At 65.0% G+C, this 14,840-nt stretch carries 11 protein-coding genes; 3 read left to right on the top strand and 8 right to left on the bottom strand.

Annotation, left to right across the window (positions count from 1 at the left end):
- Positions 1 to 77: 77 nt before the first annotated feature.
- A complete protein-coding gene (rnr, locus tag Ga0080574_RS12190; protein WP_076699403.1) occupies positions 78 to 2,384 on the top strand; it encodes a ribonuclease R in 2,307 nt (768 codons plus the stop codon).
- A 143-nt stretch (positions 2,385 to 2,527) separates the two neighbouring features.
- Positions 2,528 to 3,805: a lytic murein transglycosylase gene (locus tag Ga0080574_RS12185; RefSeq protein ID WP_076699401.1), complete on the top strand. Its 1,278-nt coding sequence runs from the start codon at positions 2,528 to 2,530 to the stop codon at positions 3,803 to 3,805.
- 123 nt (positions 3,806 to 3,928) lie between these two features.
- Here the strand turns inward: Ga0080574_RS12185 and Ga0080574_RS12180 are convergent, their stop codons facing one another.
- The 6 genes from Ga0080574_RS12180 to Ga0080574_RS25895 all read right to left on the bottom strand — a co-directional run bounded on the left by Ga0080574_RS12180 (position 3,929) and on the right by Ga0080574_RS25895 (position 9,485).
- Complete coding sequence (locus Ga0080574_RS12180) at positions 3,929 to 4,396, bottom strand: hypothetical protein (protein WP_076699399.1); 468 nt, start codon at positions 4,394 to 4,396, stop codon at positions 3,929 to 3,931.
- A complete protein-coding gene (locus tag Ga0080574_RS12175; protein WP_076699397.1) occupies positions 4,393 to 4,875 on the bottom strand; it encodes an RNA pyrophosphohydrolase in 483 nt (160 codons plus the stop codon). Before Ga0080574_RS12175 ends, Ga0080574_RS12180 begins: the two co-directional genes overlap by 4 nt.
- Before the next feature lie 63 nt (positions 4,876 to 4,938).
- A complete protein-coding gene (locus Ga0080574_RS12170; RefSeq protein WP_076705913.1) occupies positions 4,939 to 6,282 on the bottom strand; it encodes a S41 family peptidase in 1,344 nt (447 codons plus the stop codon).
- Positions 6,283 to 6,289: 7 nt separating this feature from the next.
- Positions 6,290 to 7,402, bottom strand: a complete 1,113-nt coding sequence (locus Ga0080574_RS12165) for a murein hydrolase activator EnvC family protein (protein WP_076699394.1) — start codon at positions 7,400 to 7,402, stop codon at positions 6,290 to 6,292.
- Positions 7,399 to 8,916: a 2,3-bisphosphoglycerate-independent phosphoglycerate mutase gene (gene gpmI, locus Ga0080574_RS12160; RefSeq protein ID WP_076699391.1), complete on the bottom strand. Its 1,518-nt coding sequence runs from the start codon at positions 8,914 to 8,916 to the stop codon at positions 7,399 to 7,401. The genes Ga0080574_RS12165 and gpmI overlap by 4 nt, the downstream gene beginning before the upstream one ends.
- Before the next feature lie 86 nt (positions 8,917 to 9,002).
- Positions 9,003 to 9,485, bottom strand: coding sequence for a hypothetical protein (locus Ga0080574_RS25895; RefSeq protein WP_156876352.1), 483 nt, complete (start codon positions 9,483 to 9,485; stop codon positions 9,003 to 9,005).
- Between the two features lie 279 nt (positions 9,486 to 9,764).
- On the opposite strand from Ga0080574_RS25895, the gene Ga0080574_RS12155 reads away from it, so the two are divergent.
- Entirely contained in the window at positions 9,765 to 10,052 is a 288-nt protein-coding gene (locus Ga0080574_RS12155) for a hypothetical protein (RefSeq protein WP_076699388.1), read from the top strand.
- Here the strand turns inward: Ga0080574_RS12155 and carB are convergent, their stop codons facing one another.
- Both carB and Ga0080574_RS12145 read right to left on the bottom strand, forming a co-directional pair.
- Positions 10,053 to 13,385, bottom strand: coding sequence for a carbamoyl-phosphate synthase large subunit (gene carB, locus Ga0080574_RS12150; RefSeq protein ID WP_076699385.1), 3,333 nt, complete (start codon positions 13,383 to 13,385; stop codon positions 10,053 to 10,055). It abuts the gene before it with no gap.
- 208 nt (positions 13,386 to 13,593) lie between these two features.
- The gene (locus Ga0080574_RS12145; protein ID WP_076699382.1) at positions 13,594 to 14,823 is read right to left on the bottom strand and encodes an SAM-dependent methyltransferase; all 1,230 of its coding nucleotides are present in this window, start codon (positions 14,821 to 14,823) and stop codon (positions 13,594 to 13,596) included.
- Between the last annotated feature and the right edge of the window lie 17 nt (positions 14,824 to 14,840).

Below are 14,840 nucleotides of genomic sequence, written 5' to 3'. Positions count from 1 at the left end.
CCGAAAAGCGCCACCGCGCCGCCGCCGGTATCGAGTTTGCCCATGACGGCGGCGCGGCGGCGTGCTAGCTCAGGGCCATGAGCAAACTGCCGACAAAACCGGATATCCTCGACTGGATCGCCGCGAACCCGACCCTGACCTCCAAGCGCGACATCGCCAAGGCCTTCGGGATCAAGGGCGCCGCGCGGATCGACCTCAAGCGCCTGCTGAAGGAGCTCGAGCACGAGGGCCATCTGGAAAAACGCAAGAAGACCTATCGCGACCCCGACCGGCTGCCGCCGGTGAGCGTGTTGCAGATGAAGGCGCCGGACGCCAATGGCGATCTCTTTGCCCAGCCGCTGGAATGGCATGGCGAGGGGGTGGAACCCACGGTGCTCTTTGTGCCGCGCGCCACCGATCCGGCGCTTGGCGAGGGCGACCGCATCCTCGCGCGGCTTCAGGTCGTGCACGAGGCGGATCACAACTATGAGGCGCGGCTGATCCGGCGCATCGGCGCCAGCCCGCGCAAGGTGGTGGGCATCTTCCGCAAGGATGCCGAGGGCGGGCGCATCCTGCCCATCGACAAGGGCGCCGACAAGGAATGGATCGTCGGCCCCGACGCCACCCACGGCGCCAAGGATGGCGAGCTTGTCGAGGCCGAACAGGCCGGCCCCCGCGCCACGCGCATGGGGCTGCCCAAGGCGCGCATCGTGCTGCGGCTGGGCGACCCGTCCGAGCCCAAGGCGGTGTCGCTCATCGCGATCCATCAGCACGGCATTCCCGACGATTTCCCGCCTGACGTGCTGGAAGAGGCCGACAGCAAGAAGCCGGCGGGGCTGAGCGGTCGCATCGATCTGCGCGAGCTGCCGTTGGTCACCATCGACCCGGCCGACGCGCGCGATCATGACGACGCCTGTTTCGCCGAGCCCGACGACGACCCGAAGAACGAGGGCGGCCATATCATCTGGGTCGCCATCGCCGATGTGGCCTATTACGTCACGCCCGGCTCAAAGCTCGACCGCGAGGCAAAGACGCGCGGCAACTCCTCCTATTTCCCCGACCGTGTCGTGCCGATGCTGCCCGACCGGCTGTCGGGCGATCTCTGCTCGCTGCACGAAGGTGTGCCGCGCGCCTGTATCGCCGTGCGCATGGTGGTGGATGCCGAGGGCAACAAGAAGTCGCACAGGTTCGTGCGCGGGCTCATGCGCTCGCCCGCCTCGCTGACCTATCAGGAGGTGCAGGCGGCGTTCGATGGGGAGCCCAACGACAAGACCGGCCCGCTGCTCGACCCGGTGATCAAGCCGCTCTTTGCCGCCTATGGCGCGCTGAAAGCCGCGCGAGAGAGGCGCCAGCCGCTGGATCTGGAGCTGCCCGAGCGCAAGGTGGTGCTGAGCGACGAGGGCAAGGTCACCTCGGTGAATTTCGTCGAGCGGCTGGACGCGCACAAGCTGATCGAGGAGTTCATGATCCTCGCCAATGTCGCCGCCGCCGAAACGCTGATCGCGAAAAAGACGCCGCTGCTCTTCCGCGTGCATGAGGAGCCGCCCGCCGACAAGCTGGAATCCTTGCGCGACACCGCCGACGCGGCGGGTCTGACGCTGGCCAAGGGGCAGGTGCTGAAGACCGCGCATCTCAACAAGCTGCTGCATGACGCCGCCGGCAAGGAAGAGGCGGAGCTGATCAATATCGCCACGCTGCGCAGCATGACCCAGGCCTATTACTCGCCGAAGAATTTCGGCCATTTCGGCCTCGCGCTCCAGAATTACGCGCATTTCACCTCACCGATCCGGCGCTATTCCGACCTCATCGTGCATCGCGGGCTGATCACCGCGCATGGCTGGGGCGATGACGGGCTCTCCGAGCAGGAGATCGAGCGGCTGGAGCAGATCGGGCAGCATATCTCCGACACCGAGCGCCGCAGCATGATGGCCGAGCGCGACACCAATGACCGCTATCTCGCCGCCTATCTCAGCGACCGGATCGGCGCGGAATTCGGCGGGCGCATCAGCGGCATCGCCAAGTTCGGGGTGTTCGTGAAGCTCGACGAGACCGGCGCCGACGGGCTGGTGCCGATCCGCAATCTGGGCAACGAGTATTTCCATTTCGACCGCGACGCCGGCACGCTGATGGGCGCCGATACCGGCGTCATCATCGGGCTGGGCCAGCGCGTGCGGGTGCGGCTGACCGATGCCGCGCCGGTGACCGGCGGCATCGGGCTGGAGATCCTCGAGCTGGAGGATGCCGAGCTGCCGAAGGGCCGCGGCACCGGGCGGCCCTCGCGCGGGCGCCGGCCCGGCAGCCGGGGCAAACCGGGCGGCCCACCCCGGCGCAAGGAGGTCAAGGCCAAGCGCAAGGACGCCAAGGTCAAGCGCAAGGTCACGCGGCAGCGGGCAACGAAGCGCTGAGATCCTGGCAAGACCGCGCCGCCGGATCTGCGGTACGGGCGCACACGCGGATGGCGGGAAACCGCGCCCGCCGCGTCTGGGCGCTTCGCAAAAACCGGCTTTCGGGGTAGCCTGTGGCGGAGGCAACCAGAGGAGCAACCGCCATGAGAACGCGGATCCTGAGCATTTTCATGAGCCTGTGGGCGGCAGGTGTTGCGGCGGCCCCCGGCGACGGCGCACCGGAGGAATCGCTGCGCCCCAGCGCGCGGCCCTTCCTGTCGACGCAGGGCAGCGCCACGCAGGTGCCGCAGGGCGTCAAGGGCGCCGCCGGCTTCCGCGACTGGATCGCCGAGTTCCGCGGCCGGGCGCTGGAGAAGGGCATTTCCGCCAGCACCTTCGACGCGGCGTTCCGGGGTGTGGACTACGACCCCGAGGTGGTGAAGCGCGACCGCAACCAGAACGAATTCACCAAGACCCTCTGGGTCTATCTAGACAGCGCCGCCTCGGAGGCACGGATCGCGGCGGGCAAAAAGGCGCTTGCGAAGCACCGCGCGCTGCTCGACCGGATCGAGGCGAAATACGGCGTCGACAAGCAGGCGGTGCTGGCGATCTGGGGGCTTGAGAGCGCCTTCGGCACCTATCGCGGCGACGATCCGGTGATCCAGTCGCTGGCGACGCTGGCCTATGACACGCGGCGCGGGGCTTTCTTCGAAGGGCAGTTGCTGGACGCGCTGACCATCCTGCAAAACGGCGATACGGTGGCCGCGAACATGAAGGGATCCTGGGCGGGCGCCATGGGGCATACCCAGTTCATGCCCTCGTCCTTCCTGGCGCTGGCCGAGGACTGGAACGGCGACGGGCGGCGCGACATCTGGTCGGACGATCCCGCCGACGCGCTGGCCTCGGCGGCGAATTACCTGAGCGAAAACGGTTGGCAGAAGGGCATGCCATGGGGTGTCGAGGTGACGCTGCCGGAGGGGTTCGACTATACGCTCGCCGATCGCGAGATCGAGAAGACGCCGTCGGACTGGGCGGCGCTCGGGGTGACGGGCACCGATGGCAAGCCGGTGGCCGATCACGGGCCGGCCTCGATCCTGCTGCCGGGCGGGCATCTGGGCGCGGCCTTCATGATCTTCGAGAATTTCGCGGTGATCGAGCGTTACAACAGCGCCGATGCCTATGTGATCGGGGTCGGCCATCTCGGCGACCGGATCATGGGCGGCGGACCGATCCGGCACGGCTGGCCGCGCGAGGACCGGGCGCTGACGCTCGACGAACGGATGGAGCTGCAAACGCGGCTGCGCGAGGCCGGGTTCGATCCGGAAAAGATCGACGGGCGGATCGGGCCGCTCACCATCAACGCCGTGCGCGGATATCAGAAGAGCACTGGCGCGGTGCCGGACGGGTATGCCTCGCTGCGGGTGTTGGACGCGTTGCGGTAACGTAGGATCGGCGAAAAGATCCCGCCCCGGACTTGATCCGGGGCCTCATGCTCTCCACCAGAACGGAGCAAGGGGGCCCGAGGGAGAGGCCCCGGATCAAGTCCGGGGCGGGGGGATGCATGGTCAGTCGCAGTCGCCCTGCCTGAAACAGCGCAGAACCGCCGCCTTCTGCGCCGCGGTCGGATCGCGGTGCACATAGGCGGGGCACGGACCCACGATCATCTCGTAGCCATGCGCGCCCTGTTTCAGAAACGCGAGATAGTCGCCCGGCGCGATACTGCCGCACCAATGCGCCGCGCAGGTGAGCTGCACCGTCACCGTCCAATCGAAGGGGATCGTAAACCCGTCATGTCCCAGTCCCATCCCGGCGATCCGCGCCGTAAAGCTGACCGGGCTCTTTGCCCCGTCCGGCCCTGAAGGCGGCAACAGCGCCGGATCGAAGCTCAGCACGCCGTCGGCAACGACCCAGTTGTCCGGCGAGGCGGCGGCATTGGCGAAGTCCTGGATGACATTCGCGGGCGCGCAGCTCAGCGCCAGCGCGGGCTGCGCAAGGACCGACAGCGCCAAAGACAGACCAAGCGCCCGGATCACAGGTGATCCCGGAACCCGGCCAGCACCTTCTCATAGACGCTCCGCTTGAAGGGCACGATCTGGCTCACCACCTCGTCGGGCGCCAGCCAGCGCCAGGTGGAAAACTCCGGATGCTCGGTACGGATATTCACCTGCTCGTCGCTGCCGTGAAAGCGCAGCAGGAACCATTTCTGCTCCTGCCCCTTGTAGCGCCCTTTCCAGATGCGCGGCACGATGTGATGCGGCAGCTCATAGGGATACCACTCGTCGGATTCCGCCTCCACGGTCACCAGATCGGCGGGCACACCGGTTTCTTCCCAGAGCTCGCGCAGCGCCGCGTCGCGCGGCGCCTCGCCCTTGTCGACGCCGCCCTGGGGCATCTGCCAGGCGGGCTCTTCGCTGTCGATGCGCTGGCCGACAAAGACCTCGTTGTCGGCATTCACGAGCATCACCCCCACGCAGGGGCGATAGGGCAGTCGGGCAATCTCTTCGGGGGTCATGGCCTGTTCGTCAAATCGCTGGCGGAAAATGGAAAAGGGCGGGGTCTGCCCCGCCCTTCGCGCTTATTGCTGTTGCTCGGTCTCGAGAACGCTCAGACCCTTGAGGATGTCGATGGCATAGGCCAGCTGGTAATCCTCTTCGCGCAGCGCGGCGGAGGCCTCGGCCTTGGCGCGGTCTTCCTCGATCTGGCGGATCTCTTCCTCGCTCAGGCTGTCATTGTCGAGCCGGCCGCGCAGATCGGCCTCGGAGCGGGTGAACGGGTTCGCGGGCACGTCGTCTTCCTCGCTCTCGGGGCGGGCGCGGGGCTGTTCGACGACGATGTCGGGCGAGACGCCCAGCGCCTGGATCGAGCGGCCCGACGGCGTGTAATAGCGCGCCGTTGTCAGCCGCATGGCACCGTCGCCGCGCACCGGCATCACCGTCTGGACCGAGCCCTTGCCAAAGCTCTTGGTGCCCACGACCACCGCGCGACGGTGATCCTGAAGCGCACCGGCGACGATCTCGGAAGCGGAGGCGGAGCCGCCATTGATCAGCACGACCATCGGCTTGCCGCTGCTCAGATCGCCCTCGGAGGCGTTGTAGCGCTCGCCCTCGGCGAGGTTGCGGCCACGGGTGGAGACGATTTCGCCTTTTTCGAGGAAGGCGTCGGACACCTTGATCGCCTGGGTCAGCAACCCGCCGGGGTTGTTGCGCAGGTCGAGTACCACGCCGTTGATCTGATCGAGCCCGCCGGCCTCTTCGATACGCTCGGCCAGCCCTTCGGACATCTGAGTGAAGGTCTGGTCGTTGAAGGTGGTGACGCGCAGCACCACCGTGTCGCCTTCGAGACGGGTGCGGGCGGCGGTCAGCTTGATCTTGTCGCGGATGATCGAGACCTCGAAGGGCTCTTCCTCGCCCTCGCGCACGACGGTGATGAGGATCTCCGAGCCCACGGGCCCGCGCATCAGATCGACCGCCTCGTCGAGCGTCATGCCCAGCACCGACTCGCCGTCGACATGGGTGATGAAATCGCCCGCTTCGATCCCGGCCTCGTCGGCGGGGGTGTCGTCGATCGGCGAGACCACCTTGACGAACCCGTCCTCCTGCGTGACCTCGATGCCAAGCCCGCCGAACTCGCCACGCGTCTGCACGCGCATATCGGCGGCATCGTCCGGCGCCAGATAGCTGGAGTGCGGATCGAGCGAGGTGAGCATGCCGTTGATCGCGGCCTCGATCAGCTCGCCCTCGTCCACCTCCTCGACATATTGCGCGCGGATGCGCTCGAAGATGTCGCCGAAAAGATCGAGCTGTTCGTAAACGGAGGTCGATCGCGCTGATTCCTGCGCCAGCAACGGGCCCACGAATTGCGTGGTCGCGACAACGCCGGCGACCGTGCCGCCCAGCGCGGCCATCAGAAACTTGTTCATGCCCATATCATCCCTTGTCGCTTGCGAACCACGTCAGCGGGTCCACGGGTACATCGCCCTGCCTGACCTCTATATAGAGCGTTTCCGTGCGTCCAGCGCCACCCCCATCAACAGATGGTGACGGATTGTCCCCATCGCCGCCGCCCATCAGCCCGACGGGGCTGCCTTCCGGCAAAACTTCGCCGGCGCGGCCATAGACCGTGTCGAGCCCGGCGAAGACAAAGAGCAGATCCGGTTGCGGTTCGAGAATCGTCACCAGCCCGTAATCGAGCAGCGGGCCGCTGTAGCGCACCGTCGCCGCGGTGGGGGCCGCGACCAGCGCCCGCGGATGCGTGGCGATCACGATGCCCGGCCGGGCAACCCCCGCCGCGTCGGTCTCGCCGGCACGGCGCAGGATCTCGCCCTGCACCGGCAGCTCCAGCGTGCCCTTGCGGTCGCCCATCGGCGGCAGGTTGGTCAGCACCTCGTTATCGGCGATCTCCGAAAGGCCGCTGGCAAAGCCCTCCAGCGTCTCGGTGGAGGAGATCAGGATCGCCGTCTTCACCGCATCCTCGGTGAAGCGCCTGGGCAGGTCGGTGCGGTCGGCCACCGCCTGGCTGAGCTCGGTGCGCGCCTGCTGCACCCCGGAGAGCCCCTCCTGAAGCGTCTCCGCCGCGCTCTGTTGCAGCGCTCGCAGCGCGCTCACCTCGTCGAGATCGGCGCGCAGTTGCTGCGCCTCGGCGGTCAGCCCCGGCGTCACCGAGGCCAGCATCATTCCCGCTCGCGCGGCGCCCACCGGCCCCTGCGGATGCAGCATCGCCGCCGGTGCCGCCTTGCCGCCCATGCTGGAGAGCACGCCCAGTAACTGCGCGATCTCGCCCTCCTGGCTTTGCAGCCGGCGCGACAGTTCGGTCTCGCGGATGGCCGCGTCGCGCAGCCCCTCGCGCATGGCGGCGAGCCCGGCCTCATAGGCCTGCACCGTGCGGGTCAGCGCCCGCACCCGGTCGCGCGCGCTCTCTGCCTCGTCGAGCTGCACCGAGGCCTCTTCCAGCGCCTTGGCGGCGGCGCGCGCGGCCTCCGCCGAATCCTGCGCGAGGACCGGCGTGGCGAGCAGCGACAGGATCAGCGCCAGCCGTTTCACGAGGAGATCAGGCTCTTCCCGGTCATTTCCTCGGGCTGCGGCAGGTTCATCAACTGCAAGAGCGTCGGCGCCACATCGGCGAGCCGGCCGTCATGGAGTTGCGCGCCCTCGGGCCCGCCGAACAGGATCACCGGCACGAGATTGGTGGTATGCGCGGTGTGCGGGCCGTTGGTCGCATCGTCCCACATCGTCTCGCAATTGCCGTGGTCGGCGATCACGATCATCGCGCCGCCGACCTTCTCCAGCTCGGCCACCACCTTGCCGAGCCCGTCATCGACCGCCTCGCAGGCCTTGATCGCCGCGTCGAGATCGCCGGTATGGCCGACCATGTCGGGGTTGGCGAAATTGGTGACGATGAGGTCATAGCCCTTGTCGATCGCCTCGATAAATTTCTCCGCCACCTCCGGCTCGGACATCTCCGGTTGCAGATCGTAGGTCGCCACTTTCGGCGATTTCGGCATGAACCGGTCCTCGCCCTCTTCCGGCGTTTCCTTGCCGCCGTTGAGGAAGAAGGTCACATGCGGGTATTTCTCGGTCTCCGCCAGGCGGAACTGTTTCAGCCCGTGTTTCGCCACCCATTCGCCCAGCGTGTTGACGATCTCGCGCTTGGGATAGGCGGTGGCCATATAGGCGTTGTGATCGGTGGAATACTCGACCATGCCGAGCAGCGCACTCAGCTCGGGCTTCTCGCGTTCGAACCCGTCGAAACCCGGCGCGCCGATGGCCTTGAGGATCTCGCGCGCCCGGTCGGCACGGAAGTTGAGACAGAAGAGCCCGTCACCGGGCATCACGCCTTTGTAATCGCCGATCACCGTGGGCAACACGAATTCGTCGGTCACGTCCTGCGCATAGCTCTGGGAGACCGCCGTCACCGGGTCGGGCGCGGTCTCGCCCTTGGCGAGGATCATCGCGTCATAGGCCTGTTCCACCCGCTCCCAGCGGTTGTCGCGGTCCATGGCGTAGTAGCGCCCGATCACCGTGCCGATGCTGGCACCCTCGGGCAGGCTCTCGGCCAGCGCCTTGACGAAACCCTCACCCGACTTCGGCGCCACGTCGCGCCCGTCGGTGATGGCATGCACGACGACGGTGCAGCCCAGATCGGTGATCATCTTCACCGCCGCCTTGATATGCTCGATATGCCCGTGCACGCCGCCATCCGAGACCACGCCCATCAGATGCGCGGTGCCGCTGGCGTCCTTCACCTTTGCCGCAAACGCCTTGATCGCGTCGTTGTCGAAGAAGGAGCCATCCTCGATGGCAAGGTCGATCTGGCCCAGATCCATCGCCACCACGCGCCCGGCGCCAATATTGGTATGGCCCACTTCCGAGTTCCCCATCTGCCCGGAGGGCAGCCCCACATCCGGCCCGAAGGTCACCAGCGTGGCATGCGGACAGCTGGCGTAGAGCCGGTCCATGGTGGGGGTGTTGGCGAGTTTGGGGGCGTTGTACGCGGTCTCGTCGCGGAGGCCCCATCCGTCGAGGATGGTCAGGACAACGGGTTTCGGCGTGGTCATGGGAGGAGCCCTTCTGAACGGCAGGTCAGGGGCGGTTTAGCAGGTGTGGTGGGGGATGTGGAGAAGCAAGTGTCTGGCAAGTGTTGCTACTTACGCAGCTCAGAAATTCTCTGGTACCTACCTACACATTCCTCAAATAGGTGTTGCACCCGAACCCACTCACTCGATTTCGGAAGGCGTGAAGAATCTTCAATAACGTCATTTAGCAGCAGGCCGAAAACAGTGTGAAGTTCCGTAATCAATGTGAGCGATTTTGACAGATTTTCACGCGCCGACAGCTGCCTCTTGGTACCAGGCAGCTGCTCAACATTGTCTACACCCTCTTCGCGCAACCGCTGCATGCCAACCAATGCTTCATATTCTGAGGTGTTTCCTCCAAGCTCCTTTAGCGCTCTCACAACTTTTGCCGCAGTACCCTGCTTCACTGGTTTTCCATGAAACAACTGATAGACGGTCCGCCTCGAAAGTTCAGCGCGGTCAGACAGCTCTGTAACCGTCACGCCCGCTTGAAAAAGCTTCTCTCGTAGCCCCGGTAGGGTCACTCCACTTGAGGATTTGCTCTGGTTCATAGCCTGCTCTCGTTTTCGAAACGGTAACGAACTGTACAGAATTTCACCAGAAGTATTTTCCACAAGAAACTCCGTGTCCTCCATATATCGGCACAAAACCTTCTTTTCGTCAATATATTGTATAAGCCCATGATGCCCGTGACACAAGAAACACACTTCGCCCAGAGCGAAGGACGCAAAGAGTGAGAGAAACTGTTATTTTTTGTAGAATTATCACACCAGTGTGACACACTTGAGGCACGCTCACCTCACTATCGCCTCGATTCTAGGAGCTGCCCAATGCCCGTTGCGATTGTCTTTGCCGCCGCAGTCTCTGCACTGCTCTCCGTCATAGAGCAGTTCATTCCCTATACAGGATCGGTCTTGCCGCTTACAGGAAATACGTTTGGTCAGTTCGGTGGGCTCATCGCCGCGAGCGTGGCCTTTCGCGCGCTGTCGAAGATCTTTTGGACATCCACCCCTCCCCGAAATTTGGATGGAGATGAATTCAAGAGTTCAAGGAATAACTCGCGGCGACCGCAGAAGCAGGAAAGTCAGTCTTCTGATGAAGACGATCTCCTGTTCTAGTCATCCCTGCAACGACTTCACCACCAGCTCCCCCTCCTCACGCGCCTTCATGGCCAGCGCCGCCGCATGGGCGCCCGCGGCGGTCGTGTAATAGGGGATCTTGTCATAGAGAGCGACCGAGCGGATCTCGCGGGAATCTTCCACGGCCGCTACGCCCTCGGTGGTGTTCAGCACAAGCTGGATGCCGCCGTCCTTCATCAGATCCACCACGTTCGGGCGTCCCTCATAGACCTTCTTGACCACCTCGCAGCTCAGCCCCGCGCCCTCGAAGAAGGCCGCCGTGCCGCGCGTCGCCACCAGTTTGAAGCCCAGATCGGACAGCACCCGTGCCGCCTCGGTCATCTCGGGGGTCTTGTCGTCGTCCTTGATCGAGAAGAACACCGCGCCCTCGGTCGGCAGATGCGTGCCGGCGCCCAGCTGCGCTTTCAAAAACGCGCGCGGGAAGGAGCGGTCCCAGCCCATGACCTCGCCGGTGGAGCGCATCTCCGGCCCCAGGATCGTGTCGACGCCGGGGAAGCGGGCAAAGGGCAGCACCGCCTCTTTCACCGAATACCAAGGCATGTTCGGGTCGGCGAGCGTCATCGGGTCGGCGATGGGCAGATCGGTGTCGTAATCCGCATCCGCCGGGTAATCCTCGCGCAGCGGGAAGGCCGAGAGCTTTTCGCCCGCCATGATCCGCGCGGCGATGGAGGCGATGGCCGAATCCGTCGCCTTGGCCACGAAGGGCACGGTGCGCGAGGCACGGGGGTTGACCTCGATGAGATAGATCTCGCCGTCCTTGATGGCGAATTGCACATTCATCAGGCCCACAACATGTAGCGCCTTGGCCAGCGCCTCGGTTTGGGTCTTGATCTCGCCGATCACGTCGGAAGACAGCGAATAGGGCGGCAGAGAGCAGGCCGAGTCGCCCGAATGCACGCCGGCCTCTTCGATATGCTGCATGATGCCCGCCACATGCACGGCCTCGCCGTCGCAGAGCGCGTCCACGTCCAGTTCCACCGCGCCGGAGAGGTAGCTGTCGAGCAGCACCGGGCTGTCGCCCGAGACCACGACGGCCTCTTTGATGTAGCGTTCCAGATGCGCCATGTCGCGCACGATCTCCATCGCTCGGCCACCCAGCACATACGAGGGGCGGATGACCAGCGGGAAGCCGATCTCCTCGGCGATGGCCAGCGCCTGCGCGTCGGTGGAGGCGATGCCGTTCTTGGGCTGCTTGAGGCCGAGCTGGTTGATCAGCGCCTGGAACCGCTCGCGGTCTTCGGCAAGGTCGATGGCGTCGGGTGTGGTGCCGAGGATCGGGATGCCCTCGGCCTCCAGCGCATTGGCGAGCTTCAGCGGCGTCTGGCCGCCGAACTGCACGATCACGCCGTGCAGCGTGCCGTTCGACTGCTCGACCCGCAGGATCTCCATGACATGCTCGAAGGTCAGCGGCTCGAAATAGAGCCGGTCGCTGGTGTCGTAATCGGTCGAGACGGTCTCGGGGTTGCAGTTGACCATGATGGTCTCGTAGCCCGCGCCGGTGAGGGCGAAACAGGCGTGGCAGCAGCAATAGTCGAACTCGATGCCCTGACCGATCCGGTTCGGACCGCCGCCGAGGATGACGACCTTTTTCTTGTCCGAGGGCCGCGCCTCGCATTCCACCTCGCCCATCATCGGCTCTTCATAGGTGGAGTACATGTAGGGGGTCTGCGCCTCGAATTCGGCGGCGCAGGTGTCGATGCGCTTGAAGACAGCGGTGACGCCGAGGCCGACGCGGCGCTTGCGCACGTCCTTTTCCGAGAAGCCGGTGAGTTTCGCCAGCCGCGCGTCGGTGAAGCCCAGCATCTTGAGCGCGCGCATGCCCTCTTCGTCCTGCGGCAGGCCGTTTGCGCGGACCTCTTCCTCGGCCTCGACGATCTCGCGGATCCGGGCGAGGAACCAGGGGTCGAACATGGTGACGCCGTGGATCTCGTCATCGCTCAGGCCGTGGCGCATCGCCTGGGCAATGGTGCGCATGCGGTCGGGGGTCTGCTGGGAGATCGCCTTGATGACGGCGGATTTCTCGGGCGCGCCGTCGATCTCCACCTCGTCGAAGCCGGTCAGGCCGGATTCCATCGAGGCCAGCGCCTTTTGCAGCGACTCGTGGATGGTGCGGCCGATGGCCATGGCCTCGCCCACCGATTTCATCGCGGTGGTGAGATAGGGCTCGGAGCCGGGGAATTTCTCGAAGGCGAATTTCGGGATCTTGGTGACCACATAGTCGATGGTCGGCTCGAAGCTGGCCGGGGTCACCTTGGTGATGTCGTTGTCGAGCTCGTCGAGCGTGTAGCCCACCGCCAGCTTGGCGGCGATCTTGGCGATGGGGAAGCCGGTGGCCTTGGAGGCCAGCGCCGAGCTCCGCGACACGCGCGGGTTCATCTCGATCACCACCATGCGGCCGTTTTCCGGGTTCACCGCCCATTGCACGTTGGAACCGCCGGTCTCCACGCCGATCTCGCGCAGCACGGCGATCGAGCCGTTGCGCATGATCTGGTATTCCTTGTCGGTCAGCGTCAGCGCCGGGGCCACGGTGATCGAGTCGCCGGTATGCACGCCCATCGGATCGACGTTTTCGATGGAACAGACGATGATCGCATTGTCCGCCTTGTCGCGGACGACCTCCATTTCATACTCTTTCCAGCCGAGCAGCGACTCGTCCACGAGGATCTGGTTCACCGGCGAGGCATCCATGCCCGAGCGGCAATAATGGATGTAGTCCTCCCGGTTATAGGCCACGCCGCCGCCGGTGCCGCCGAGCGTATAGGCGGGGCGGATAATGGCGGGCAGGCCGATCTCTTCGAGCGCGTCCAGCGCGATTTTCACGCCTGCGTCCAGATCCGCCTTGCCATCGGCTTTCTGCGGGGCGGTGACGATGGTGGCGGCGGGGTTTTCCAGCCCGATCCGGTCCATTGCCTCGCGGAACAGCGCGCGATCCTCGGCCATTTCAATGGCTCCGCGCTTGGCACCGATCATCTCGACGCCGAATTTCTCCAGAACGCCCATCTCTTCGAGCTTCAACGAGGTGTTGAGACCGGTCTGCCCGCCCATGGTGGGCAGCAGCGCGTCGGGGCGCTCTTTCTCGATGATCTTGGCGACCACCTCGGGGGTGATCGGCTCGATATAGGTGGCGTCGGCCAGTTCCGGGTCGGTCATGATCGTGGCGGGGTTCGAGTTCACCAGGATCACCCGGTAGCCCTCTTCGCGCAGCGCCTTGCAGGCCTGGGCACCGGAATAGTCGAACTCGCAGGCCTGACCGATGATGATGGGCCCTGCGCCGATGATCATGATGGATTTGATATCGGTTCTCTTGGGCATTTTTCGACCTCTGTTCTGGCGCGTTCGTCAGGCATGGGGCAACGGGCGGGGGGAGTCGCCGCTGCCCGCAAATTGTCGTGCGTTATAGACAAGCGCGATGCCCGTGCAACCCCAATCGGTGCAGCAGACGGCAACAGCGCAGCCAAGAATTTTCGTACGAAAATTCTTGGCTGCGCTCTGGTGATCCAGAGACGGAGAGAGCCGCGGACTATTGCGCCGCGTGCAGCATGTGACCGTGGCGATCCTGATAGAGATAGTCCCGCGTCGTCGGCACCGCGTATTGCTTGTGCGCCAGCTGGAGGTGGAACACACCCTGCCGCGTCTCCTCGAATGTGGCCTCGCAGGCCACGAGGTAAAAGCGCCACATGCGTACAAAGCGCTCGTCATACATCTCGCGCACCTTCGGCAGCGCCGCCTCGAAGCGCTGGCGCCAGTGGTTCAGCGTCGGGCCGTAATGGCCGCGCAGGATCTCCACATCGGTACACCAGAGCCCCGAGCGCTCCACCGCCGCCGAGACCTCGGAGAGGTTGGGAATATAGCCACCGGGGAAGATGTACTTGTCGATCCAGCTCGACGTGGCGCCGGGCGGCGAGACATGGCCGATCGTGTGGATCAGCGAGATCCCGTCATCCTCCAGCAGGTCGTTCACCTTGGAGAAATATTCGCGCAGATGCGGATAGCCCACATGCTCCAGCATGCCGACGCTGACGATCCGATCGAAGCGTTCGCCGATCTTGCGGTAATCGAGCAGCCGGAACTCGACCCGGTCGGCCAGCCCCGCCGCCTCGGCGCGCTTCTGTGCCGTGGCGAGCTGGTTTTCCGACAGCGTCACCCCGGTGACCCGCGCGCCGAAATCGCGCGCCAGCGTCAGCGCCATCCCGCCCCAGCCGCAGCCGATATCCAGCACCCGCATGCCGCGCTCGATATGCAGCTTGCGGGCGATATGCGCCTTCTTGGCGCGCTGCGCATCCTCCAGGCTCATCTTCGGATCGGCGAAATAGGCGCAGGAATACTGCATGTCCTCATCGAGGAAGAGCCGGTAGAGATCGTCCGAAATATCGTAGTGATGCTGCACGTTGCGTGCCGAGCGCAGCGGATTGTTGCGCTGCGCCACCCCGCGCAGCCAGCCGCGCAGCGCATGCGCGATATTGAACCAGGCCGGCATTCGCCCCTGCGCCTGATTGCGCACCAGCAGCGCCACGAAATCGTAGAGCTCCTGCGGCGGCACTTCGATCCGCCCGTCCATATAGCCCTCGCCCAGCGCCAGCACCGGGCGCAGGGCCAGTTCCCTGATTATGCCATCATCCTTCAGCGTCACATTGGCATGCGGCCCGTCCCCGGGTCCGTAGCTGCGATGTGATCCGTCCGGCCAGGTGACCCCCAGCCCTCCCGTCACGATCAGACGCCGAAGCATTTGGTCCATCACGGCGTTCCACATCGTCACCCCCCGTGACC

This window comes from Salipiger abyssi, assembly GCF_001975705.1.
GTDB classification, from domain to species: Bacteria; Pseudomonadota; Alphaproteobacteria; order Rhodobacterales; family Rhodobacteraceae; genus Salipiger; species Salipiger abyssi.
This window is presented reverse-complemented; position numbering and strand designations above follow the sequence as displayed.